Origin of the sequence: Nocardia sp. alder85J, assembly GCF_020176955.2 — a bacterium.
Taxonomy (GTDB): domain Bacteria; phylum Actinomycetota; class Actinomycetes; order Mycobacteriales; family Mycobacteriaceae; genus Nocardia.
Window position 1 is genome coordinate 115724 of record NZ_JAIUCZ020000001.1, and the last position, 22385, is coordinate 138108.

Annotated in this window: 26 protein-coding genes; 15 read left to right on the plus strand and 11 right to left on the minus strand. The window is 71.1% G+C overall.

The features are described 5' to 3' along the window. Positions 1–2 precede the first annotated feature (2 nt). Both LBW94_RS00465 and LBW94_RS00470 read right to left on the minus strand, forming a co-directional pair. The gene (locus tag LBW94_RS00465) at positions 3–761 is read right to left on the minus strand and encodes an SDR family NAD(P)-dependent oxidoreductase (RefSeq protein WP_225056032.1); all 759 of its coding nucleotides are present in this window, start codon (positions 759–761) and stop codon (positions 3–5) included. After that, a complete protein-coding gene (locus LBW94_RS00470) occupies positions 758–1822 on the minus strand; it encodes an HpcH/HpaI aldolase/citrate lyase family protein (RefSeq protein WP_266269430.1) in 1065 nt (354 codons plus the stop codon). The genes LBW94_RS00465 and LBW94_RS00470 overlap by 4 nt, the downstream gene beginning before the upstream one ends. Positions 1823–2252: 430 nt before the next feature. On the opposite strand from LBW94_RS00470, the gene LBW94_RS00475 reads away from it, so the two are divergent. Together LBW94_RS00475 and LBW94_RS00480 are read left to right on the plus strand one after the other, a co-directional pair. Next, positions 2253–2912 carry a TetR/AcrR family transcriptional regulator gene (locus LBW94_RS00475; protein ID WP_225056030.1) on the plus strand — a complete coding sequence of 220 codons (660 nt, stop codon included), beginning with the start codon at positions 2253–2255 and terminating at the stop codon, positions 2910–2912. Between the two features lie 47 nt (positions 2913–2959). After that, a complete protein-coding gene (locus tag LBW94_RS00480; protein WP_225056028.1) occupies positions 2960–3421 on the plus strand; it encodes a hypothetical protein in 462 nt (153 codons plus the stop codon). Between the two features lie 64 nt (positions 3422–3485). Here the strand turns inward: LBW94_RS00480 and LBW94_RS00485 are convergent, their stop codons facing one another. Together LBW94_RS00485 and LBW94_RS00490 are read right to left on the minus strand one after the other, a co-directional pair. After that, positions 3486–4349: an alpha/beta hydrolase gene (locus tag LBW94_RS00485; RefSeq protein WP_225056027.1), complete on the minus strand. Its 864-nt coding sequence runs from the start codon at positions 4347–4349 to the stop codon at positions 3486–3488. Next, positions 4349–4654 (minus strand): DUF4286 family protein, encoded by a 306-nt coding sequence (locus tag LBW94_RS00490; RefSeq protein ID WP_225056025.1) that lies wholly within the window; start codon positions 4652–4654, stop codon positions 4349–4351. The genes LBW94_RS00485 and LBW94_RS00490 overlap by 1 nt, the downstream gene beginning before the upstream one ends. 180 nt (positions 4655–4834) lie before the next feature. Here LBW94_RS00490 and LBW94_RS00495 point away from each other — a divergent pair, with 180 nt between their 5' ends. Further along, entirely contained in the window at positions 4835–5272 is a 438-nt protein-coding gene (locus LBW94_RS00495; protein ID WP_225056023.1) for an MFS transporter, read from the plus strand. Further along, complete coding sequence (locus LBW94_RS00500; protein ID WP_225056022.1) at positions 5269–5766, plus strand: hypothetical protein; 498 nt, start codon at positions 5269–5271, stop codon at positions 5764–5766. The genes LBW94_RS00495 and LBW94_RS00500 overlap by 4 nt, the downstream gene beginning before the upstream one ends. A 153-nt stretch (positions 5767–5919) precedes the next feature. Here LBW94_RS00500 and LBW94_RS00505 read toward each other — a convergent pair whose 3' ends face one another. From LBW94_RS00505 to mftR, 3 genes are all read right to left on the minus strand, one after another. Beyond that, positions 5920–6273 carry a hypothetical protein gene (locus tag LBW94_RS00505; protein ID WP_225056020.1) on the minus strand — a complete coding sequence of 118 codons (354 nt, stop codon included), beginning with the start codon at positions 6271–6273 and terminating at the stop codon, positions 5920–5922. A 319-nt stretch (positions 6274–6592) separates the two neighbouring features. Continuing rightward, positions 6593–7507 carry an SGNH/GDSL hydrolase family protein gene (locus LBW94_RS00510; RefSeq protein WP_225056018.1) on the minus strand — a complete coding sequence of 305 codons (915 nt, stop codon included), beginning with the start codon at positions 7505–7507 and terminating at the stop codon, positions 6593–6595. Between the two features lie 88 nt (positions 7508–7595). Next, a complete protein-coding gene (gene mftR / locus LBW94_RS00515) occupies positions 7596–8237 on the minus strand; it encodes a mycofactocin system transcriptional regulator (RefSeq protein ID WP_225056016.1) in 642 nt (213 codons plus the stop codon). Positions 8238–8298: 61 nt separating this feature from the next. Here mftR and mftA point away from each other — a divergent pair, with 61 nt between their 5' ends. From mftA to LBW94_RS00560, 9 genes are all read left to right on the plus strand, one after another. Further along, a complete protein-coding gene (gene mftA / locus LBW94_RS00520; protein WP_225056015.1) occupies positions 8299–8397 on the plus strand; it encodes a mycofactocin precursor MftA in 99 nt (32 codons plus the stop codon). Beyond that, the gene (mftB, locus tag LBW94_RS00525) at positions 8387–8713 is read left to right on the plus strand and encodes a mycofactocin biosynthesis chaperone MftB (protein ID WP_225056013.1); all 327 of its coding nucleotides are present in this window, start codon (positions 8387–8389) and stop codon (positions 8711–8713) included. Before mftA ends, mftB begins: the two co-directional genes overlap by 11 nt. Beyond that, entirely contained in the window at positions 8710–9915 is a 1206-nt protein-coding gene (mftC, locus tag LBW94_RS00530; RefSeq protein WP_225056012.1) for a mycofactocin radical SAM maturase, read from the plus strand. Before mftB ends, mftC begins: the two co-directional genes overlap by 4 nt. A 3-nt stretch (positions 9916–9918) precedes the next feature. Beyond that, on the plus strand, positions 9919–10050 hold the full coding sequence (locus tag LBW94_RS00535; protein WP_255633897.1) for a hypothetical protein: 132 nt from the start codon (positions 9919–9921) through the stop codon (positions 10048–10050). A 124-nt stretch (positions 10051–10174) separates the two neighbouring features. Then, entirely contained in the window at positions 10175–10867 is a 693-nt protein-coding gene (gene mftE, locus LBW94_RS00540; protein WP_225056010.1) for a mycofactocin biosynthesis peptidyl-dipeptidase MftE, read from the plus strand. 370 nt (positions 10868–11237) lie between these two features. Then, complete coding sequence (locus tag LBW94_RS00545) at positions 11238–12056, plus strand: mycofactocin-coupled SDR family oxidoreductase (protein ID WP_225056008.1); 819 nt, start codon at positions 11238–11240, stop codon at positions 12054–12056. After that, on the plus strand, positions 12053–13480 hold the full coding sequence (gene mftF / locus LBW94_RS00550; RefSeq protein WP_225056007.1) for a mycofactocin biosynthesis glycosyltransferase MftF: 1428 nt from the start codon (positions 12053–12055) through the stop codon (positions 13478–13480). The genes LBW94_RS00545 and mftF overlap by 4 nt, the downstream gene beginning before the upstream one ends. A gap of 69 nt (positions 13481–13549) precedes the next feature. Next, positions 13550–14731, plus strand: a complete 1182-nt coding sequence (gene mftD, locus LBW94_RS00555) for a pre-mycofactocin synthase MftD (RefSeq protein WP_225056006.1) — start codon at positions 13550–13552, stop codon at positions 14729–14731. A 14-nt stretch (positions 14732–14745) separates the two neighbouring features. Further along, positions 14746–15705 carry an adenylate/guanylate cyclase domain-containing protein gene (locus LBW94_RS00560; RefSeq protein ID WP_225056004.1) on the plus strand — a complete coding sequence of 320 codons (960 nt, stop codon included), beginning with the start codon at positions 14746–14748 and terminating at the stop codon, positions 15703–15705. A 96-nt stretch (positions 15706–15801) separates the two neighbouring features. Here LBW94_RS00560 and LBW94_RS00565 read toward each other — a convergent pair whose 3' ends face one another. The 4 genes from LBW94_RS00565 to LBW94_RS00580 form a co-directional block, all read right to left on the minus strand. Further along, positions 15802–17280, minus strand: coding sequence for an aldehyde dehydrogenase (locus LBW94_RS00565; RefSeq protein ID WP_225056003.1), 1479 nt, complete (start codon positions 17278–17280; stop codon positions 15802–15804). A gap of 27 nt (positions 17281–17307) precedes the next feature. Continuing rightward, a complete protein-coding gene (locus LBW94_RS00570) occupies positions 17308–18051 on the minus strand; it encodes a hypothetical protein (RefSeq protein WP_225056001.1) in 744 nt (247 codons plus the stop codon). A gap of 95 nt (positions 18052–18146) precedes the next feature. Further along, the gene (locus LBW94_RS00575; RefSeq protein ID WP_225056000.1) at positions 18147–18656 is read right to left on the minus strand and encodes a hypothetical protein; all 510 of its coding nucleotides are present in this window, start codon (positions 18654–18656) and stop codon (positions 18147–18149) included. A gap of 184 nt (positions 18657–18840) precedes the next feature. Continuing rightward, complete coding sequence (locus LBW94_RS00580; RefSeq protein ID WP_225055998.1) at positions 18841–19788, minus strand: LysR family transcriptional regulator; 948 nt, start codon at positions 19786–19788, stop codon at positions 18841–18843. A gap of 137 nt (positions 19789–19925) precedes the next feature. On the opposite strand from LBW94_RS00580, the gene LBW94_RS00585 reads away from it, so the two are divergent. Then, complete coding sequence (locus LBW94_RS00585; RefSeq protein WP_225055997.1) at positions 19926–21098, plus strand: acyl-CoA dehydrogenase family protein; 1173 nt, start codon at positions 19926–19928, stop codon at positions 21096–21098. 2 nt (positions 21099–21100) lie between these two features. Beyond that, positions 21101–22291 carry a CaiB/BaiF CoA transferase family protein gene (locus LBW94_RS00590; protein ID WP_225055995.1) on the plus strand — a complete coding sequence of 397 codons (1191 nt, stop codon included), beginning with the start codon at positions 21101–21103 and terminating at the stop codon, positions 22289–22291. Positions 22292–22385 lie beyond the last annotated feature (94 nt).

Here is a 22385-nt window from a genome sequence, read left to right on the forward strand (position 1 = left end):
GGTCAGCGGGCGACGTAGCCGCCGTCGACCGGGATCGCGGCCCCGGTCACGAACGACGACTCGTCGCTGGCGAGAAACAGTGCGGCGGCGGCCAGTTCGCCGGGCAGACCCCAGCGGTTCAGCGGCTGCGGTGGCACCAGGTCCGCGGGCGGGGTGCTGTCGTCGGCGGCCCCGGCCAGGCCGGTCCAGGTCATCCCCGGGCAGATCGCGTTCACCCGGACGCCTTTCGTGGCGTAGTCCAGCGCGGCGGACTTGGTCAGTTGCACGACACCGCCTTTGGCGGCGGCATAGGGCGCGAGATGTTTCCAGCCGACCAGCGCCGAGGCCGAGGCGGTGTTGATCACCGAACCGCCGCCGGAGGCCAGCATGGCCGGGATGCCGTACTTCATGCCGAGGAAGGCGCCCTTGAGGTTCACGGCCAGCACGGTGTCGAACGAGTCCTCGTCGATCTCCGCCAGCGGACCGCGCTGCCCGCTGAGCCCGGCGTTGTTGAACAGCACGTCCAGGCGTCCGAAGGACGCGACCGCGGTGTCGATCATGGTCCGGACGTCGGCGGCCTTCGCCACGTCGACGTGCACCCCGATGGCCGCGTCACCGATGGCCGCGGCCGTCTTCTCCTCGCGCCCACTGATATCCGCGCACACCACCCGCGCGCCCTCGCGAGCGAACAGCAGTGCGGTGGCGCGGCCGATCCCGGACCCGGCCCCGGTGACCACCGCGACCCGCCCGGCCAGGCGGCCCTCCCGCCCCTCGGCGCTCACTGCTCGCCGCCTTCGGGACGTGTGGTGCGATCGGTGTTTCCGGCATGCGCCGGGAGGTCGTCGCCTCCGGCGGTCGATCGGCGACCGCTGCCGTCGGTGGGCGACGAGTGGATGCGCCCGATGCCCCGGGGCGGGGGTGCGCCGTCGGTGCCCGCCAATTCCGCTGTGCGCAGGATGTTCTCGGCGAGGCGGAGATGTCCGGCGTCGACCAGTTGCCCGCCTTGCCCGAGGGCGCCGACGCCGTCGCGCTGCGCGGCGCGATAGCCGTCGACGAGGGCGCGCGCGTGTGCCACCTCCGCGGGCGTCGGGGTGAACACCTCGTTGGCGATCGGCACCTGGGACGGGTGGATGGCCCATTTCCCGTCGAAGCCGAGCAGGGCGGCCTGGGTGGCGTCGGCGCGGTAACCGTCGCCGTCGGCGTAGTCGGGGTAGGGGGAGTCGATCGCGTCGACCCCCGCCGCTCGCGCCGCGGCCAGCACCTGGACCCGCGCGAAATGCCAGAAGTCGCCCGGATACGCACCCGGCGCGGGCCGGAAGTTGCCGCCCACGCGGGCGTGCAACGCCGCCGACAGGTCGCCGACGCCGAAGATGATCGCCTCCACCCGGGGGGAGGCCTTCGCGATCTCGGCCGCCGCGAGCAGGCCCTCGGCCTCCTCGATCAGGATCTCCAGGCCGATCGGCCGGGTCAGGCCGAGTTTCGACTCGAGCTGGGTGAGCAGCACATCCACCCACCAGACGTCACGGGCGCTGCGGGCCTTGGGCACGATGATCACGTCCAGGGCGTCGCGGGCGCCGGTGACCACCTGGATGAGGTCGTCGTGACACCACGGCGTGTCCAGGCCGTTGATGCGCACCGCGCGGGTGGTCCGGCCCCAGTCCAGTTCGGTGAAGGCGCGCACCGCGATCGAGCGCGCCGCCTGTTTCATCGACGGTGCGCAGGCGTCCTCCAGATCCAGGAACACCAGATCGGCGCCGGAGCGGGCGGCGGCGGCGCACATCGACTCGTTGCTCGCCGGGGTGGCCAGTTCGGATCGGCGGGCCCGGTGCGGTCGCCGTCGCACATCACCGTTTGCTATGCGATCGCCTAAACCCGGAGGGTCGTCCGCGGGTAGGGGGCGCTCGACTGCGGTCATCGGACCGGTCCTCCATCTGCGCTGAAACATGATGCCCGGCAACCACTTCTGGTCGACGGTGCGCGGGGTGCGGCGGGGCCGGATCGGATCCGGAGGGATCGGTGCCCGGCCGCGCTCTGCTACGCAAGTGTTTAACACCGGATGGCCGGGAATGTCAAGGATCACACCGCTTCCGGATGGGCTATCACCACATGAAACAGCCTGGCCAGGGCGATGTTCGGGGGAGGCGGGAGCCGATCGCGCGGGCCCGGCCGTCGCGGCGCGTGGTCAAGTGCTGATCGATCGCCTAATGATAGATTCGACGGATGACCGGTACCGGGAACGGTGCCGCCCCCGCCGGGCACGGCGAGGCGGCCCGATGAGCACACCGCGCAAGCGCCGCCGCGAGGGCGACACCGAGACCCGTGACCAGCTGATCGAGGCCACCGCCGACATCATGCTGGAGGAAGGCTATGCCGCCGCCACCTCGCGCCGGGTGGCCGCGAAGGCCGGTGTCAATCCGGCCCTGGTCTACTACTACTTCCCGACCATGGACGAGCTGTTCCTGGCGGTGTTCCGGCGCGGCGCCGAGGCGAATCTGGAGCGGCAGCGCAAGGCGCTGGCCGCCGGCGATCCGATGCGCGCGCTGTGGGAGGTGGCCACCGAGCCGCGCGGCGCCGCGATGCTGATGGAATTCATGGCGCTGGCCAACCACCGCAAGGAGATTCGCGCCGAATTCGCCACCTACGCCGAACGCTACCGGGAGAGTCAGGTCGCCGCGCTCACCGTGATCATGCGCGGCCACGGTATCGATCTCGACGCGCTGCCGCCGACACTCATGTCGGTCATGATCTCCAGCCTCGGGGCCACCCTGGTGAACGAGTCCAGCCTGGGAATCACGCTGGGGCACCGGGAATTGGTGGAATTCGCCGAGGATTTCGTGCGGGCCTTCGAGGGGGCGCCGTGGTCGCGGGCCGTCGGCCTGCCGTCCGGCCCCCGGGCGATCACCGCCGAAACGGATCCCGCGCATACCGAGTGACGGGGCCGAGCGCGCCGCCGCTATTGTTCCGCCGCTAGAATCACGGCATGCGTACTGCGGTGATTCGAATCAAGGTGGACCCGGCGCGGGAACTCACGCCGGAACTGCTGGCGGAACGCGCCGCCGACTTCGCCGCGCAGGCCCCGGAGCACGGCATGGAGGTCTTCGAACGGCCCTCGGATCCGCGCCGGGAAATGCAGGTCCTGATGTCCGGCGACGACGGCGCCGCATTGCGCGCGGCGGTCGAGAAATTGTGTGTGCAAACCTTCTCGACCAGCCCGGAACCTGGTCCGGTGACCTATATCAGCCGCGGCACCGACGACGATGCGCACGGCGTGCTGGCCGGTTTCGGAATTACCGGCGATATTGCCCGGGAAGATACCGGGAACGGATTCGACGTCGTCACCGTGTACATCGCCGCGAACGATCTGGCGCGAATTCCGGAGAGTCGTATCCATACCGCGCTGGAGGCCTCGCTGAACTGCGAGGTGAATATCGTCGAGAAGTGAACGGCCGGGGCCCGCGGGCCCCGGCCGTCACCCGCACGGCGTGAATTCGGCTGCCGCCGTGAATTCAGCTGCGTGCCAGGAATTCCAGGATCGGCGGCGCCGCCTGCACCCAGGTGTCGAATCCGCCCACGTCCTCGCCGCGGGCCCGCGCCTCGGTCGCCCGCTCCCAGGCGTCCTCGGGCCACGGCGGGTCGATCAGCTCGGATCCGTCGATCAGGCAGCTCACCTCGAGCGAGGTGCGCTTGGGATGGTCGTAGTCGTCCTTGCCGCCGCGGATGATCAGCGTCGGGACCCGGATGTCGGCGAACGAGACGTCCGCGACGCCGGGAATGGTCTGGCCGGGCTTGGGCACGTACGCCTCGAGCCAGCGCAGCATCAGCTGGTTGAACGTGGTGCGGTCCTGCCCGAGGATGCGCTCCCGGTTCTTGGGATTGGCCTCGATCAGCGTCTGCCACTCGGGCAGTTCCGCGACCGCCGTCATTCCCGAGGTCCGCACCGCCAGCAGCGTCGGCACCACATAGTAGGAGCCCAGAATGAACTGGCCCTGGAGACCGCCGACGATGTTCCACAGCACCAGTTTCCGGACCAGGTCCGGATATTCGATGGTGGTGACGATCGAGTCGCGCGCGCCGCCGGACCCGCCGGCGAGGATCACCGGCCCGGTGTCCAGCGCCCGCAGCAGACCGGCGAGAACCTCTGCGCGCATGTGGGATTCGGTGATCCCGAAGAACTGCACATCGGAGACACCGCAATTGGGGCGGTCCCACAGCAGCACCCGGTGGCCACCGGCCACCAGCCCCTCGGCCAGCGGCCGTACCCCGCGAAAGTCCTTGCTGAAGCGGCCACCCGGTGTGAGGACGATGAGATCGCCACTGTCCCCGAGGATCTCGTACTCGACATTGCCCCCGAGAATCTCGACCGACGGCATCAGGCGGGCTCCCCGGCGATCATCCGGACCGAGCTCATGTCCAGGGTGTCCGAGGTGGCGCCGAAATCGCCGTTGCGGGTGCGCACCCCGATCTCCTTGATCAGGCTGTCGATATCGCCGTCGACCTCGTAGGTGGTCAGGTACTCCGGGCGCTTCTCCGTGCCGCCGACCGGGCGCAGCCGGATCCGGGTGGCCGACGTGACTGCCGGGATCTTCAGCATGTCGGGGATGTGCTCCCCTGTGTACCACTCGTTGAACTCGTCCTCTTTGCCCACGGTAGGAGAGGCGAAGACAAGGAACTGCATGGGGTTCTCCCTCCAGCAACGTCGCCGAATAGGGCATATGCCCTGTTCGGATACGCTACTTGCCGTCGATGAGAATCTCAATACGCGTAGAAGCAAACGGCAATCTCGCACCTGGTTCGACCAGGTCCGCGGCGACCCGGCCGAGGCCCGGAACGCGGAGGTCGCGCCGGTAGCTGTTGAATGAGCGCGACGATCAACGAGGAGGTGGCCACCGTGGTGAGCCGAGGTCGACCGGCAGTGCCCGGCATGTTGCTGGCGGTCCTGGCGCTGTTGTCGGCACTGGCCCCCTTCTCCATCGACATGTACCTGCCGGCGTTCACCCGGCTGGCGGCCGACCTGCACACCAGCGCGGCGAGCGTGCAGCTGACCCTCACCACCTTCCTGATCGGCCTGGCGCTCGGGCAGCTGGTGATCGGCCCGCTGTCGGACCGGCTCGGCCGCCGCCGCCCGCTGCTGCTCGGCAGCCTCGTCGCCCTGCTGGCGACCCTGGCCTGTGCCCTGGCGCCGAACATCTGGGTGCTGACGGCGGGCCGCTTCGTCCAGGGCTGCACCGGCGCGGCGGGCATCGTGATCAGCCGCGCGGTCGCCGCCGACCGCACCTCCGGCGCCCGTTCGTGATCCAGAACGTCCTGGGCCTGTCGACCACCCAGTACACGATCGTCTTCGCGGCCAACGCCCTCGGCATGGTCGTCGTCGGCGCGCTCGCGGCCCGCCTCACCACCCGGATCCGCGCGCAGACCCTGCTGACCGTCGGCCAGTCCGCCATGCTCGGCTTCGGCGCCCTCGTCCTGATCCTGCTGCTGATCCACGCCCCCGCCACCGCGGTCCTGCCCGCCCTGTTCCTCCAGGTCTGCGTCTTCCCCCTGATCGCGGGCAACGCCACCGCCCTGGCCGTCGCCCGCGCCCCGCACGCCAAGGGCACCGCGAGCGCCCTGATGGGCGCCCTGCAATTCACCCTCGGCGCCCTGGTCTCGCCCCTGGTCGGCCTCGGCGGCCCGGCCACCGGCCTCCCCATGGCCGGCACGGTCGTCGCCGGCGCGACCCTGGGCCTGGCCGCCCGCCTGCTCCCGTCCCGCACCCCCACCCCGGATCCGGCTCCCGTCACCGGCTGAGCGGCGCGGACCGGCGCTGATCGAGTATCGGACCCACCGGCCGGCGCGAACTCGGACCCGCATGCGGGCCGGGGCAGTCGACAGTGATGTGCTATCTCATCCCGGATCGGCGATTCGACAGCAAATATCCGGCGCTGCGCCGGTATCGGCGGCTCATCCGGACTGGCGATTCGACAGCAGACGTCCGGCGCGGTGCCGGGATCGGCGGAGTGCGGGCCGCGCGCGCCCCGAGCGGTCGGCGATCGTCCGGGCCACCACGGCCCAGCCGATCAGCACCGGGCCGAGCGCCGGCAGGTCGCGCGGATGCAGCAGCGCGGCCAGCAGCAGGAACAGGGCCGCCATCGTCACCAGCGCGATATCGCGCGGGGAGCGGGTGGCCACCGATTGCGGTGACGGATCGTCGACGCCACCGCGCCGGGTCGTCCGGTCCAGCCCGAACGCCATCGAGACCAGCACGATCGCATACCCGCCGAGCAGGACCGTCTCGACCGCCGGCTCGCCGGTCACCGCCGCGCCTCGCTGATCCGTGCCCGTGATCTGTTCCGCCGAATCACCCTCGACCTCCGGTTGGAAGAAGTTCCCGTCGGCACCTCGAGCATTAGCAACATTTCAGCAACCACTATTGCGGGCGGTTCCCGCGCGCGGGCTCAGGCGCGCCGATCGGATCCGGCGCGGCCCGGCCCGGATCGACAGGCGGCTCCCGTCCGGTGGCCGGTACCGGGTCATCGGCGCACAGAGCGCGGCGGCACCGATTTTCGACGATGCGCGGCGGAGATCCCGGGCCGGGTGGCGGCCGGGCGGCCGGCGTCGGCGCCTCGGATCCGCGTCAGCCGAGCGTGGCGACGACCTCGTCGGCGATCGCCTGTTCACCGGCGGCGTTGGGGTGCAGGGGGGCCAGGGCCGGGGAGGCGAAGGACGGGATCAGGCCGTTGATCCACTGGCGGTCGGGGGTCTGGCACATGTCGTGGCCCACGCTGGGGGTAGCGGTGTCGACGTAGCGGTCGCCGTGGCGGGTGGCCGCGGTGCGCAGCACGTCGTTGAGGCGGCCGAGGACGCTGTTCAGGTAGTCGACGTCGGCAGGCCAGGCCGGCTGTTGCGGGCAGCCGCCGGGCGGCGCGGCGGTCGGGTAGCCGACGATCACGACCGTGGCCAGCGGCGCGCGGGCATGGATGTCGTCGAGTGCGCGATCGTAGCCGGGGGCCAGGGCGGCCAGCCGCTCGCCCATGCCGTCGCGGCCGTCGGCGGTGTACTGCTCGGTGCACGAGTGGCCGTGCGGCTGCGGCAGCGCGTTGAAGCAGGCCAGCGCCTGGGCGGCGAGCCCGATGTCGTTGCCGCCCATGGTCATCGTGACCAGGGTGGTGTCGGGGGTGAGCGAATCGAACTGCGGCGCGGACGATCCGGCGCTGCCGGAGATCGCGGGCTGCGCGTCATGCAGATCGGTGAGCGTGGCGCCGCCGCAGGTCGCGTCGCGGAAGCTGGTGGCGTGCAGTTGCGCCGCGACCACTTTCGGATAGTTCAGCTCCGACTGGAAGCAGGCGCTCACGTCGTGCTCGGGGAACACCCCCGAGCCGGCGGCGAACGAATCACCCAGTGCCACATAGTGGATGTCGCTGTCCGCGGTGGCGGCGGCGCTCACCGCGGAGCCACCGAACGTCGCCGCGACGCCGCTGCCCAGCAGCAGCGCCGAGGCCGCCGCGGCGTGCGCCCAGCGCTGCGGCAGCCGTTCTGTCTTGTCGTGCATCCGCATTCGATCCCTGCCCCTTCGTCCGGTCCGGCCCGTGCAGTATGCCGAATATGCAGGTCCGGGCTCCAGGTCCCACAGAGATTTCTCAGTGTCGCCCGAGCTTTTTCTCATCCAGGGGTCTGGCGCCGAGGGTCGTGTCGTCGAAGCCGGCCTGCAGGGCGCGCAGCGCGGCGTCGAGGTAGACGGTGAGGTCGCCCTCGGCCTCGACCACCCAGCGATCGTAGGCGGCCCGGCACACCGCGAGGGTGGCGCGGCCGACGGCGAGCGCGGTCAGCGAGTCCGGTGAGCCGCCGGTGCGGGCGGCGACGAATTCGCTGATCGCGCGTTCCCAGGCGTCGTAGTGCACGGCCGCGCTGGCGGCCAGTTCCGGCACCGAGCCGAGCAGGCCGACGCGGGCGCGCAGTTCCGGCACGTCCTCGGCGCTGTAGCTGTTGGCGGTGAGCACCGCGCGGTGCACCGACGCCATCACCGGCAGGTCGGGCGGCGACTCCGCCAGCAGGGTGCGGATGGTCTGCACCTCCTGGTCGAACTCGTTCAGCAGCACGGCCGCCTTCGACTCGAAATAGCGGAAGAAGGTGCGGGTGCTGACCCCGGCCGCGGTCGCGATCTGGTCGACCGTGGTCTCCTCGAAGCCCTGCTCGGCGAACAGCCGCAGCGCGATGAGCTCCAGGTTGCGGTTGCTCGTCCGCCGAGGGCGGCCGCGCGGACCGGGTCTTGTTTCTGTCACGTCGTGACATTATCTTACGAAGAGAAGGAAGTTGTCGTTACCGAAGGAAAAGGAGTCACTCATGGGTGAGAACACGGTCGATCAGTCCACCGAGCTGCTCGTCGCCGACGATCTGCTGGTCGAAGAGGTGTCGATCGACGGAATGTGCGGTGTCTACTGAGTTGACCGCCGCCGCGGGCGCTGCCCCGGCGGCGCCCGCCCCGTTCGATCTCGAGGCCGCCTGGCAGGTGTCGGAGCTGGTGTCCATCCGGCCCGAGCGGTTCGGCGCGATGCTCTATCACTTCGGGAACCGGCGGTTGTCCTTTCTGAAGAACCGCACTCTGTTCGCGGTCCTGCAAGGTCTGGCCACGGCCGACAGTGCCCGCGCCGCCTGCCTGGCGGCCGGCCTCACCGAAGCCGACCTGCCCGTCTACCGCACCGCCCTCGCCGCCCTCGCGGCCTCCGACATGATCCGGGAAAGGACCGATCCGCAGTGACCGCTACCCCGCTGCCCCTGGTCGAGCAGTTCCAATACGGGCTCGAATCGCCCATCTGCCTGACCTGGGAACTGACCTACGCCTGCAACCTGTCCTGCGTGCACTGCCTGTCCAGCTCGGGCCGGCGCGACCCGCGCGAACTGACCACCGCCGAATGCAAGGCGCTGATCGACGAGTTCGAGCGGATGCAGGTGTTCTACGTCAACATCGGCGGCGGGGAACCGACCGTGCGATCGGACTTCTGGGAGCTGGTCGACTACGCGACCGCGCACCATGTCGGAGTCAAGTTCTCCACCAACGGTATTCGCATCACCGACGAGGCCGCCCGCAAGGTCGCGAGCAACAGCTACGTCGACGTGCAGATCTCGCTGGACGGCGCCACCGCGGAGATCAACGACGCGGTGCGTGGGGCGGGCTCGTACGCCACCTCCATGCGGGCGCTGGAACGGCTGGCCGCCGCGGGCAAGCGCGACATGAAGCTGTCGGTCGTGATGACCCGGCACAATGTCGCCCAGCTCGACGAGTTCGCCGCGATCGCCGACCGCTACGGCGCCCAGCTGCGGCTGACCCGGCTGCGCCCGTCCGGCCGCGGCGCCGACGTGTGGGACGACCTGCACCTGCTGCCCGGCCAGCAGCGCGAGCTGTACGACTGGCTGCTCGGCAACGGCGAGCGGGTGCTGACCGGCGACTCGTTCTTCCACCTCGCGGGCTACGGCGAATCGCTGCCCGGCCTGAACCTGTGCGGCGCCGGCCGAGTGGTGTGCCTGGTGGATCCGGTCGGCGACGTGTACGCCTGCCCGTTCGCCATCCACGACAACTTCCTGGCCGGAAACGTGCGCACCCCCGGCGGTTTCGAGAAGGTCTGGCGGGAGTCGGAGCTGTTCACCGACCTGCGCCGCCCGCAGACCGGTGGCGCCTGCGCCTCCTGCTCGGCCTACGACAGCTGCCGCGGCGGCTGCATGGCGGCCAAGTTCTTCACCGGCCTGCCGCTGGACGGACCGGACCCGGAATGCGTTCGCGGACACGGCGAATCGGCGCTGGCCGGCGCCGATCGCGCCGAGGCGCCCAAGCCGACCGGTGATCACTCGCACCGCGGCAAGAAGGTCACCCTGGGCCTGCCCGGGATGCCGCAGCGCGCCTGCGACGAGAACCCGCTGGCCGATTTCGCCGCGCCGCTGGCCGATTCCGGCGCTCGGCGGTGAATCATGGCTCGTCCCTCCGGCTCCACCACTGTCCTGTCCGTGACCGCCGCCGCCACCCTCGCGGGTTCCGGTGCGGCACTGGACAGTTCGGCAGCGGTGCTGTCGAACCTGGTGGCGCCGGGGAGACGGCCGTGAACAGCTCCGCATGCGCCACGAACGGCGCTGCCCGGCCGGTGAACGAAGCTGCCCGGTCCGGTGTCCCGGCAGTCGATCGCCCGGTGCCCGGCACCACCGCGGCACCGCTCACCGGACGCCGATCATGACGCTGCTCGCCGACCTGACCTGGACCGATGTGCGTGACCGCGCGGCCGCCGGTGCCCTGCTGGCGGTGCCGATCGGCGCCACCGAGCAGCACGGCCCGCATCTGCCGCTGAGCACCGACACCGATATCGCGGTGGCGCTGTGTGCGCGGCTGGCGCGGCGGCGCGCGGATGTGCTGGTGGCCCCGCCGGTGGCCTACGGGTCCAGCGGCGAGCACGCGGGATTCCCGGGCACACTGTCGATCGGCCTCGAGGTGACCGAACTGCTGCTGCTGGAGCTGGGCCGCTCGGCGAGCGACACCTTCGCGCACCTGCTGTTCGTCTCCGCGCACGGTGGCAACGCCGCGCCGGTCGCGCGTGCGGCGGCCCGGCTGCGCGCGGAAACCCGTGACGTCCATGTCTTCTCGCCGCGCTGGTCCGGCGACCCGCACGCGGGCCGCGTCGAGACCGCGCTGCAACTGGCGCTGCGCCCGGCGGCGGTCCACGCCGACCGCGCGGTGCCGGGCAATACCAGCCCGCTGCCGGACCTGATGGCCGACCTGCGCGCCGGCGGCGTCCGCGCCGTGAGCGAATCGGGCATCCTCGGCGACCCCACCGGCGCCACCGCGACCGAGGGCCGGGCCCTGCTCGACACCCTGACCACCGCATTGCTCCGGGAGGTGACCACATGGCGCGAGACATCCGCGGCCTGAATCACGCCCTGGCAGCGCTGCCGATCCGAAAGGTGATGTCCGCAAGCGGATTTCCCGGAGCGGACGCCTCGGCGCGGATCTGCCGGACTGCCGCGGCCGGTACCCGCGCCGCGCGTCGTGCCGTCGTGCCGCGCCGCATGCGGGGTTCGGTCGGTGAGCTGTCGGCGGTCCGGGGCGATTCACTCGCAGTGACCGCGCTGATGACGGGGGAGTGCGCCCGGCGCCCGGGTGCGTCGCCGCGCGGTTGCCCGGCCGAGGGTGCGATTCGGTGTGCGTCGGACGTGTGGCCGCTGAAAAGCGCTGCGGGCGAGAGCATTCGGTATACGTGTGCGGTGGGCGCGCGGTTCGGGACGAAGTACGAGGTGGGACCATGAGCGAACAGCAACCGGGACCCGGCGCGGGCCGGGTGGCGCTGGTGACCGGGGCCGCGCGCGGGATCGGGGCGGCGACCGTGCTGGCGCTGGCCGAGCGGGGCTGGTCGGTGCTGGCCGTGGACATGGCCGCCGACGATCCGGCGCTGCCGTACGCCATGGGGACCCGCGACGAGCTGGAGGCCGTGGTGCTCGCGGCCAAAGAGGCTGGGGGACAGGCTGTTTCGTATGTCGCCGATGTACGCGACACCGGCGCGCTGCACGGGGCGGTGGCGGCGGCGGTGGACAACTGGGGTGGGCTGGACGCCGCGCTCGCGGTCGCCGGGGTGATGACCGGCGGGGTTCCGCTGTGGGAGCAGTCCGTCGACGAGGAGCGGGTGGTGCTGGACATCTGCCTGGGCGGGGTGATCAACCTGGCGCGGGCGGCGATCCCGGCACTGCTGTCGCGACCGGCGCCGCGCACCGGGCGGTTCCTGGCGATCGCCTCGGCGGCGGCGACCAAGGGGCTGCCCATGCTGGCGGCCTACTGTGCCGCGAAAGCCGGTGTGGCGGGGCTGATCCGGGCGCTGGCCGCGGAACTCGGCAGCAGCGGGGTGACCGCCAACGCGGTCAGCCCGGGGTCGACCGACACCGCGATCCTCGCCGAGACCGCCCGGCTGTACGGACTGCCGGAACCGGGGCGGTTCGCCGGGCAGCAGCCGGTGGGCCGGTTGCTGCAACCCGCCGAGATCGCTTCGGTGCTGGCCTTCCTGGCCGGCCCGGAATCCGGGGCGATGACCGGTTCGATCGTTTCCGCGGATGGAGGGCTGTCGCTGTGACCGAGGATGCCGCACTGGCCACCACACTCAGCGCCGTCGATCCGCTGCCGTCCGGGTTCCGGATGGTGCCGGACGTGAGCGTGCGACTGCTGCCGGGCAACGTCTGGTGGGGCGGAACACCGTCGCGCGTAATGCGATTGACGCCCGCCGGCGCCCGGCTGTGGCAGCAACTGGAGTCCGGCCCGGTGACCGGCCGGGCCGCCGGGGTGCTGGCCCGCCGGCTCACCGACGCGGGCCTGGCCCATCCGCGGCCGCCGCGGCCGGAGACCCGGCCCAACCTCACCGTGGTGATCCCGGTGCTCGACCGCGCCGACATGCTGACCCGCTGCCTCGACGCTCTCGGCGGCGACTACCCGGTGGTGGTGATCGACGATGGTTCCGCGGATGCCGCGGCGATCACCGCGGCCACCGACCGGCCGGGCGTGACGCTGGTGCGGCACGACCGCAATCAGGGGCCCGCGGCGGCGCGCAACACCGCGCTGCGCGTGGTCCGCACCGAGCTGATCGCCTTCCTGGACAGCGATTGCGTGCCCGAACCGGGTTGGATCGACGGTCTCGCAGGACATTTCGCCGATCCGGTGGTCGCCGCGGTGGCCCCGCGCATCGTCACCCTGCCCGACGGCCGGCACCCCCGCCGCTGCGGCCTGGACCTCGGTGAGCGCCCGGCGCGGGTGCAGCCGCGCGGCGCGGTCGCCTTCGTGCCCACCGCCGCACTGCTGGTGCGCCGCGGCGCGGTGATCGATGTCGGCTGGGACGGTGAGGCTTTCGACCCCGGACTGCGCGTCGGCGAGGATGTCGACCTGGTGTGGCGGTTGCACGAGGCGGGCTGGCGGGTGCGCTACGATCCGGCGGTGCGGGTGGCGCACGAGGAACCGGCCTCGCTGCGGCGGCTGCTGGCCCGGCGTTTCCGCTACGGCACCTCGGCCGCGCCCCTGGCCGAACTGCATCCCGGCAGCGTGCCCCCGCTGATCGTGCACCCGTGGGCCGTGCTGGCGGTGCTGGGCCTGCTGGCCCGGCGGCCGCTGGTGGTGCTGGCCGGTGTCGTCGGCAGTGCCGCCACCGTGGCGGTCCCGCTGGATCGCGCCGGGGTCCCGGCCGACCTGGCGCTGGGCGCGACGGCCGCCGGCATCCATCGGACGGCCGTCGAAAGCGGTAGGTACGCGACGCAATTCGCCGCTCCGGTACTGCTGGCGGCGGCGCTGCCCGGTGGCCGCCGCCGCTGGGGCAGGCGGCTGGCGCTGGCCGCGCTGCTGCTGGCCACCGGCCTGCGCGACGGCGGCGGGCGGCGTCCGCTGCGCACCGCGGCGGCCCGGCTGGCCGACGACATCGCCTACGGCGCCGGTGTCTACACCGGCTGCCTGCGGCACCGAACCTGGATGCCGTTGCGTCCCAAGGTTGTCCGTCCGCGTATGCGCGGCAACTGACACACCGCGACATCCCGAGCGCGGCCGGAACCGGCCGCGATGAACACGACTGCGACAAGGAGATTTTTCATGGCCGGAAGCTGGTTCGAGACAGTGGCGGAGGCGCAGCGGCGCGCGAAGAAGCGGCTACCGCCGTCGGTGTACAGCGCGCTGCTCGCCGGTTCGGAGAAGGGCGTCACCTATCAGGAGAACATGAGCGCGTTCGACGAGATCGCCTTCGCGCCGCTCACCGCGGGTATGTCCGCCAAGCGGGATCTGTCGACCACCCTGCTGGGACAGGACATCTCGCTGCCGGTGATCATCTCGCCCACCGGTGTGCAGGCCGTGCATCCCGACGGTGAGGTGGCCGTGGCACGCGCCGCCGCCGCCCGCGGCACCGCGATGGGGCTGAGCTCCTTCGCGAGCAAGCCGGTCGAGGACGTGCTGGCCGCCAACCCGAAGACCTTCTACCAGCTCTACTGGATCGGGTCCCGCGACGACATGCTGCGCCGCCTGGACCGGGCCCGGCAGGCCGGGGCGCTGGCCGTCATCCTCACCCTGGACTGGTCGTTCTCCTACGGCCGCGATTGGGGCAGCCCGCACATCCCGGAGAAGCTCACCTTCAAGGAGGCGATGCGCTTCGCTCCCGAGGCGCTGCGGCGGCCGGGCTGGCTGTGGTCGTTCGCCCGCACCGGGCACGTGCCGGACCTGACCGTCCCGAACATGGTCGGCGCCGACGGCTCGATCCCCACGTTCTTCGGCGCCTACGGCGAGTGGATGAACACCGCGCCGCCGTCTTGGGACGATGTGCGCTGGCTGGTCGAGCAGTGGGAGGGCCCGCTGCTGCTGAAGGGCGTCTATCGGGTCGACGAGGCACGCCGCGCCGTCGACGCCGGCGTGGCCGCCATCTCGGTGTCCAACCACGGTGGTAACAACCTCGACGGCACCCCGGCCTCGATCCGCGCCCTGCCCGCCATCGTGGACGCGGTGGGCGACCAGCTGGAGGTCGTGATCGACGGCGGTATCCGCCGCGGCAGCGACGTGGTGAAGGCCGTGGCCCTGGGCGCCCGCGCGGTCATGATCGGCCGCGCCTACCTGTGGGGCCTCGCCGCCAACGGCCAGGCCGGTGTCGAGAACGTGCTCGACGTGCTGCGCAACGGGATCGATTCGACGCTGCTGGCTCTGGGGCACAGCTCGATCCACGATCTGAGCCGCACCGACGTGCTGTTGCCGGAGGGCTTCGTGCGCGCCCTCGGCGCCCCGGATCGGTAGCGGGGTAGGGGGCCGTGTCCGCACCGCTGCCCGGCCCCGGCGACCCGGGGCCGGTGCCCCCGGGTCTCGGGGAACCGTTGTGCTACACCGCCGGTGAGGCCGCGGCCGTCGCGGGAGTCACGGAACAGCGCGCCCGCCGCTACTGGCGGGCGCTGGGCTATCCGCAGGCCGCGCCGGGTGAACTGGAGTTCACCGCCTCCGACGTCGAATTGCTGCGCCTGATCACCGGTTACGTCACCGACGGCGCACTCGACGAGCCGGAGTCGTTGCGGCTCACCAGGATTCTCAGCCGCGCGATCGGCTATCTGGCGCAGTTGCAGATGGAGATCGTCGCCAGCCATCGCGACCGTTCCCGGGCCGTGGGCCGGGACGCGATCGAGCAGCTGGTGCTGCGGATGCCGGAGGCGCAGTGGGTGCTCGGCCAGATGTGGCGGCGCCAGGTGGTCACCGCGATCGGCCGGTTGCACGACACCGCCGAGACCGAGATGCCGGTCGCCGGTGTGGGTTTCGCCGACATCGTGGGCTTCACCGAACTGAGCCGGTCGTACTCGGACATCGATCTGAAGCGGCTGATCGCGCGGTTCGAGTACCGCGCCACCGAGATCGTCGCCGACTGCGGCGGCAACGTGGTGAAGATGCTCGGCGACGAGGTGCTGTTCACCACCGACGGCGCGGTGCGCCTGGCCGACATCGCCACCCGGCTGTCGGTGCGCTTCGCGGACGATTCGCTGATCCCGGGGGTGCGCATCGGGCTGGCCTACGGCTCGGTGCTGAACTACCTCGGCGACGTCTTCGGCACCACGGTGAATCTGGCCAGCCGGCTCACCGCCCTCGCCGAACCGCACACCGTGCTGGCCGCCCCGGAGGTCACCGGCGAACTCGCCGGTGATCCCGGATTCGAACTGATTCCGCTGGGCACCAAGGATATCCGGGGTATCGGCAATATCGACCCGGCGGAGGTCCGGCGCCGCTGACGGTGCGCCGGCGCCGGTCGGCGCGGTGCGCGGTCGCGGAAGTCCGTGTGGGCGCCGGTCAGAGGGTCCCGGCGCCCACACCCGCCATGTGGTCTGTCAGCGGATGACGAACGGATTGCCCACCGGCGCACCGGTGTTGATCCATACCGTCTTGTTCTCCAGGTATTCGCCGACGGCCTCGATGCCGTTCTCGCGGCCGATCCCGGAGTCCTTGAAGCCGCCGAAGGGGGCGAGGTAGCTCACCGCACGGTAGGTGTTCACCCATACCGTGCCGGAGCGGATGCGGTCGGCCATGCGGAAACCGCGGCCGATGTCGGAGGTCCAGACCCCCGCCGCGAGCCCGAACCGCACGTCGTTGGCGAGGGCGACGGCATGGTCCTCGTCGTCGAAGGGGATGACGGCCAGCACCGGGCCGAACACCTCCTCCTGGGCGATGCGCATCGCGTTGTCGACGCCGGTGAAGATGGTCGGCTCGACGAACCAGCCGGTGCCGCACTCCGGCCGGGTGGCCGGCCCGCCGCCCAGGACCGCCTGCGCGCCTTCGGCTTTCGCCACCTCGATGTAGTCCAGCACCTTGCGATACTGCGGCGGTGTGGTGATCGGCCCGACCTGGGTGGTCTCCGCGCGTGGGTCGCCCATCCGCGCGGATCTCGCCAATTCCACCACGCGCCCGACGAATTCGTCGTGAATGCTGCGCTGTACCAGCAGCCGCGAACCGGCCAGGCAGGTCTGCCCGGTGGCCGCGAAGATGCCCGACACCACGCCGTTGACGGCGGCGTCGAGATCCGCGTCGTCGAAGACGATGTTCGGCGACTTGCCGCCGAGTTCGAGGCCGACATGCTTGAAATCCTTGGCCGCCGCGGCGCCGATATACCTGCCGGTGCCGTCGGAGCCGGTGAAGCTGATCTTGCGGACCAGCGGATGTTCGACCAGCGGCGACCCGACGTCGGCGCCGAACCCGGTGACGACGTTGATCACCCCGGGCGGCACGCCCGCCGCGTCGAAGAGCCGGACCAGTTCGACCGTGGACGCGGAGGTGAACTCCGAGGGCTTGATCACCACGGTGCAGCCGGCCGCCAGCGCGGGAGCCAGCTTCCAGGTCAGCAGCATCAGCGGCGAATTCCACGGCGTGATGATGCCGACCACGCCGATCGGCTCCTTCTTCGTGTACGAGAAGTAGCCCTTCTTGTCCAGCGGCAGCACCGTGCCCTCGACCTTGTCCGCCAGCCCGCCGTAGTAGTAGAACCACTGCGGCAGATAGGAGACCTGCGCGAACATCTCGGCGTAGAGCTTGCCGTTGTCGCGGGTCTCCAGTTCGGCCAGGCGCTGCGCGTGCTCGGCGAGCACGTCGCCGAGCTTGCGCAGCAGCGCGCCGCGCTGACTGGGGGTGAACTCCGGCCAGGGGCCGGAGACGAAGGCACGGGCCGCGGCCGTGACGGCGGCGTCGACATCGTCGGCGCCGCCCTTCGCGATCTGCGCCCAGGGGGTGCCCAGATAAGGATTATCGGTGGGAAACCACTCTCCACCAATAGGAGAATGATCCTTCCCGTCGATGAACATCGGATACTGCATCATGGGAACCATACTGGCGCAGAGTGCCGATCAGCCTGCGGCCGGTGCCGTCTGAGCGGGGGTCCCGTGCTGGGCCTGCAACTGGTTGAAGGTCGCGACACCGGTGGCGATGCCGACCGGGAGGGCGGCCACGACGCCGCCGACGGTGGCGCCGAGGCCGCCGACCGCGGTCGCGCCGACCACGCAGCCGGCCACCAGCGCGGGCAGGGTCAGCGTGCCCACCGAGGCCAGCGCCATCAGGGTGCCGCCGGTGGCGATGCCGATCGGGCAGCCCACGGCGATGCCGATCAGCGAGCCGCCGAGCACGCCCAGGCCCATGGCCAGGCCCATCTGCCCGTCGGCGGCCTCGACGGCCGCGTGCAGATCGGCGTTGAAGTCACCGACCGGCTGGGCCTGCCGGGCCACGGGAGCCGCGGCCGCCTCGGTGCTGTCGGCCACCGATGCGGCGGCGGGCGCGGACGCCGCCGCACCGGTGTCGGCGGGCGAGGTGGGGCCGATCGCCTGCACGGGAGCCCCGTACAGCGCGTTGCCCGCCGCGTCCTGGATGCCGATCTGGCCGGCCCGCATCGCAATGCTGCCGATCGGTGTGCGCACGACCGCCGCGTTCTCGGCCACATTGCCGGTGTACTGCACGCCGGGGGCCAGATCGACGGTCATCGTCCGCTGCTGCGGATCCGGATTCACGGGGTCGGCGTTCGCCGTACCCGCGGCGATCGCCATGGCCGCCATCGCGGTCAGCGCGGTTAGGGTCGCACCCTGAGTCTTCACCTTCATGGTCCTGCTCATTTCCTGTCTTGCCGAATGGTCTGCGGAGTTCGCCGGCCCGCGCGGCCCGGCATCGACGGCTCGGGCCGCGGCGCGGCGGTGGGCTACCGGGCGGCCGCGGCGTCCGGCAGCGGCTGCGCGATCAGGCCCTTGGCGTGCAGGCTCCCGTACTGCTGCCCGACCGCGTCGGCCAGTGGGCCGGCGCCGGTGACGATGCTGCCGACGGTGCCGCCGAGGAATCCGGCGGTGCCACCGCCGACCACACAGCCGCCGAAGGCCATGATCGGGGTGATGACGGGAACCGCGATCGTCAGCGAACCGGCGGTTACCGCACCCAGGCCGCAGCCGACGGCCGCGCCGATCGCGGAGCCGACCACGCGGCCCAGGGTGGAGTCGTTGCCCCACGCCATCGCGATCGCGTCGAATGCCTTGGTGTACTCGGTGTTCGGATCCACGGGCCCGCTCTGGGCCGCGCCGGGAGCCTGCTGCTCATCGACCGGGGCGGCGGCCGGCGCGGCGACCACCGCCGCGTTGTCCGTGCCGGACGGGGCCGCCGCGGCGGTGCCGGCGGTGACGGCGGACGCGGCGACAGCGAGCGCGAAAAGCGCGGTCACCCTGGAGACCTGGTTCATGGGCTCTGGCTTTCTCTCATGTGCGGTTCCGATGCCCGCAAATCATGAGTGATGCAGAACACATCTGAGAAATAATATTCCCGCATGGATGCATTCCCCGATGTCATAATGCGAGAACGGCATTACAGCGAGGCCGATCACCGATCTGAGAAAACAGTATCGTGTTCTACCTGGCGCCGCCGCCGTGCTCCTGCCACCGGGCCGACGGCCAGCGGCCCGCTTGGACCGCCGTGCGCACCTGCCGGACCAGTTCCTGCGCCACCACTTCCGCGGCGGCCGGCAACCGGCCCGTGCGCGGCATGCCCAGCACCACCAGGCGGCGGATCTCCGGTTCGCACAGCGGCGCGGCGCTCAGCACCCCGGCCGTCACGTCCGCGACGATGCCCGCGCCGGGCAGGATGGTCCAGCCGTGCCCGCCCAGCACGAACTGCTTCTGCAGGGCCAGGGAGTTGGTCTGCACGCTGACGTCGAAGAGGACGCCGGTGCGGGCCGCGGCGGTATCGATGAGGGCGCGCAGGGCGTGCCCGGGCGCCGGCATCACCAGCGACTGTTCGGCGACCTCGGCCAGCGGGATCGGCCGGTCCGCCCGCAGCCCGGCCTCCGGCGGCGCCACCGCCCAGAGCTGCTCGCTCAGCAGCGGCACCACGTTCACCGACGGGGTGTCGGTGAGGTTGTACAGCAGCGTGACATCGAGATCGCCGTCGTCGAGCCAGCGTTGCAGATGTCCGGAATAGCCGGTCTGCATCCGCAGTTCGATGTGCGGATGGCTCGCCTTCACCGCGGTCACCAGCGGCTCGGCCAGGGTGTCGAGGGTGCTCTCCAGCAATCCGACGGTGACCTGTCCGGACACCTCCCCGCGCTGCGGGTGGATCTCGGCGGTCGCACGGGCCAGCTCGCGCAGCGCGCGCCGGGACCGTTCGGCCATGATCGCGCCCGCCTCGGTGAGCTGCATCCCGTTGCGGGTGCGTTCGAACAACGCCACGCCGAGTTCGGTCTCCATGGCCCGGATCTGCCGGGTGACGGCCGGCTGGACCAGATGCAGCAATTCCGCGGCCCGGGTCACACTGCCCACCTCGGCCACGGTCACCAGCGCCTTGAGCTGTTTCAGGTCCACCGGGCCTCCTTATCGCGTCCCGGCATGGGAGCCATCAAAAGATGGTATTTCACATGCCTATCCATCAGAGTTCATGATGGTACTGCGGGCGGATGTCCGAATCCAGACCGATCGGCCGGAACCACGGAAAGAGTGAGATGCACGAGTTGACCGAGGAAGAGACCGCGATCGTCGCCGTGGTGCGCGATTTCGTCGACCGGGAGGTCAAACCGGTCGTCCAGGAACTCGAGCACGCCAACGTCTATCCCGAGAAGCTCATCGAGCAGATGAAGCAGCTCGGCATCTACGGGCTGGCCATTCCGGAGCCGTGGGGTGAGGTCAAGGTGTCCACGCCCTGCTACGCGGCCGTCACCGAGGAACTGGCCCGCGGCTGGATGAGCCTGGCCGGCGCGATGGGCGGCCACACCGTGGTGTCCAAACTGCTGGTCGACTACGGCACCCCGGAACAGCGCGACCGCTACCTGCCGCGGATGGCCACCGGCGAGATCCGCGCCACCATGGCGCTCACCGAACCCGGCGGCGGTTCCGACCTCCAGGGCCTGCGCACCACCGCCCGCCGCACCGGCGACGAGTACGTCGTCAACGGCTCGAAGACCTGGATCTCCAACGCGCGCAAGTCCTCCCTGGTCGCACTGCTGTGCAAGACCGACCCGGCCGCGCGGCCGGCGCATCGCGGCATCAGCATCCTGCTGGTCGAGAAGGGCCCGGCCTTCGCCGATCCGGCCGGCTTCACCGTGTCGCGCGATCTGCCGAAGCTGGGCTACAAGGGCGTGGAGAGCTGCGAGCTGTCCTTCGACGATCTGCGCGTCCCGGCCTCGGCGCTGCTCGGCGGCGTCGAGGGCGAGGGCTTCGGGCAGATGATGCGCGGGCTGGAGGTCGGGCGGATCCAGGTGGCCTGCCGTGCCCTCGGTGTCGGCCAGGCGGCCCTCGACGATTCGCTGCGGTACGCCCAGCAGCGCGAGACCTTCGGCACGCCGATCTGGCAGCACCAGTCGATCGGCAACTATCTCGCCGACATGGCCACCAAGCTGACCGCCGCCCGGCAGCTGGTCCAGTACGCGGCCCGCCGCTACGACTCCGGCGAGCGCGCCGACATGGAGGCCGGGATGGCCAAGCTGTACGCCTCCGAGGTGGCGATGGAGGTCGCGCTGAATGCGGTGCGGGTGCACGGCGGGTACGGCTACTCCACCGAGTTCGATGTGGAGCGCTACTTCCGGGACGCGCCGCTGATGATCGTCGGCGAGGGCACCAACGAGATCCAGCGCAATGTCATCGCCCGTCAGCTGATCTCCCGGAACAGGATCGACTGAGCTTGTCCGGCAACGATTTTCCCGAAGCCGGGATCCGCCGTCCGCTGGACGGCATCCTGGTGGTCGCGGTCGAACAGGCCGTGGCCGCGCCGTTCGCCACCCGCCAGCTGGCCGACCTCGGCGCGCGTGTCATCAAGGTGGAGCGCCCGGGGGCCGGCGATTTCGCCCGCGGCTACGACCGGACCGTGCACGGCGAATCCAGCTATTTCGTCTGGCTCAACCGCGGTAAGGAGAGCGTCGAGCTGGATCTCAAACAGCCCGGCGACCGGCGGGTACTGGACGCGATCATCGGCCGGGCCGACGTGTTCGTGCAGAATCTGGTGCCGGGCGCGGCCGAGCGGGCGGGTCTGGACGCCGGGACGCTGCGTGCCGCGCGGCCGGAACTGGTCCACTGCGCCATCTCCGGCTACGGACCCGAGGGCCCGTATCGCGCGAAAAAGGCCTACGACCTGCTGTTGCAGTGCGAGACCGGACTGGTGCTGTCCACCGGCACCCCGGAGACGCCGGCCAAGGCCGGATTCTCCGTCGCCGACATCGCCACCGGTATGTACGCCTACAGCGGCATCCTGACCGCGCTCTACGACCGCGACCACACCGGCCGCGGCGCGTCGCTGCACGTGGCGATGATCGACGCGCTCGGCGAGTGGATGAGTCAGCCCGCCTATTTCTCTCGCTACGGCGCCGAGCCGCCGCGGCGGACGGCCGCGAAACATCCCTCGATCTCGCCCTACGGCCCGTACCGGACCGCCGACGGCACTGTGTTCCTGGGCGTGCAGAACGATCGGGAATGGCAGCGGCTGTGCCGCGAGGTGCTGAAACAGCCCGCACTGCTGGACGATCCGCGGTTCGGCGGCAATCCGGACCGGGTCGCCCACGACCGGGAGCTGGCCGCACTGCTGGAGCGGGCCTTCGCCGCGCACACCAGCGCCGAGGTGGTCGACCTGCTGGAGGCGGCGGGTATCGCCAACGCGCTGCTGCGCACGCCCGAGGAGCTGACCCGGCATCCGCAACTGGTGGCCCGGGACCGGTTCCGTGCCGTGCCGCTGCCCACCGGCACGATGGAGGCGATGCTGCCGCCGGTGATGTCGGACGCCTGGGAACCGGCCATGGGCGCGGTGCCGCCGCTCGGTGCGCACACCGCGGCGGTGCGGGCGGAGTTCGGTGGCCCGGGCACCGGTGCGGAGGCCCGGTGACCCGTCGGCCAGCGTGGGAGTCGCGTGCCGGTTCCGGTGCGGGGGTCCGGTGACTCGCCGGTCGGGCGGGGGTCGTGGGCCGGTTCCGGTGGGC

Bases quoted from the DNA above. Each gene is read 5' to 3' on its own strand.
- LBW94_RS00495 (WP_225056023.1), top strand. From the start codon at position 4,835: ATGAGCGCGACGATCAACGAGGAGGTGGCCACCGTGGTGAGCCGAGGT.
- LBW94_RS00490 (WP_225056025.1), bottom strand. From the start codon at position 4,654: ATGCAGTTCCTTGTCTTCGCCTCTCCTACCGTGGGCAAAGAGGACGAG.
- LBW94_RS00585 (WP_225055997.1), top strand. From the start codon at position 19,926: ATGCACGAGTTGACCGAGGAAGAGACCGCGATCGTCGCCGTGGTGCGC.
- mftE (WP_225056010.1), top strand. From the start codon at position 10,175: ATGACGCTGCTCGCCGACCTGACCTGGACCGATGTGCGTGACCGCGCG.
- mftA (WP_225056015.1), top strand. From the start codon at position 8,299: ATGGGTGAGAACACGGTCGATCAGTCCACCGAGCTGCTCGTCGCCGAC.
- LBW94_RS00485 (WP_225056027.1), bottom strand. From the start codon at position 4,349: ATGCCGTCGGTCGAGATTCTCGGGGGCAATGTCGAGTACGAGATCCTC.
- LBW94_RS00545 (WP_225056008.1), top strand. From the start codon at position 11,238: ATGAGCGAACAGCAACCGGGACCCGGCGCGGGCCGGGTGGCGCTGGTG.
- LBW94_RS00510 (WP_225056018.1), bottom strand. From the start codon at position 7,507: ATGCACGACAAGACAGAACGGCTGCCGCAGCGCTGGGCGCACGCCGCG.
- mftD (WP_225056006.1), top strand. From the start codon at position 13,550: ATGGCCGGAAGCTGGTTCGAGACAGTGGCGGAGGCGCAGCGGCGCGCG.
- LBW94_RS00570 (WP_225056001.1), bottom strand. From the start codon at position 18,051: ATGAAGGTGAAGACTCAGGGTGCGACCCTAACCGCGCTGACCGCGATG.
- LBW94_RS00535 (WP_255633897.1), top strand. From the start codon at position 9,919: ATGGCTCGTCCCTCCGGCTCCACCACTGTCCTGTCCGTGACCGCCGCC.
- LBW94_RS00565 (WP_225056003.1), bottom strand. From the start codon at position 17,280: ATGATGCAGTATCCGATGTTCATCGACGGGAAGGATCATTCTCCTATT.
- LBW94_RS00475 (WP_225056030.1), top strand. From the start codon at position 2,253: ATGAGCACACCGCGCAAGCGCCGCCGCGAGGGCGACACCGAGACCCGT.
- LBW94_RS00480 (WP_225056028.1), top strand. From the start codon at position 2,960: ATGCGTACTGCGGTGATTCGAATCAAGGTGGACCCGGCGCGGGAACTC.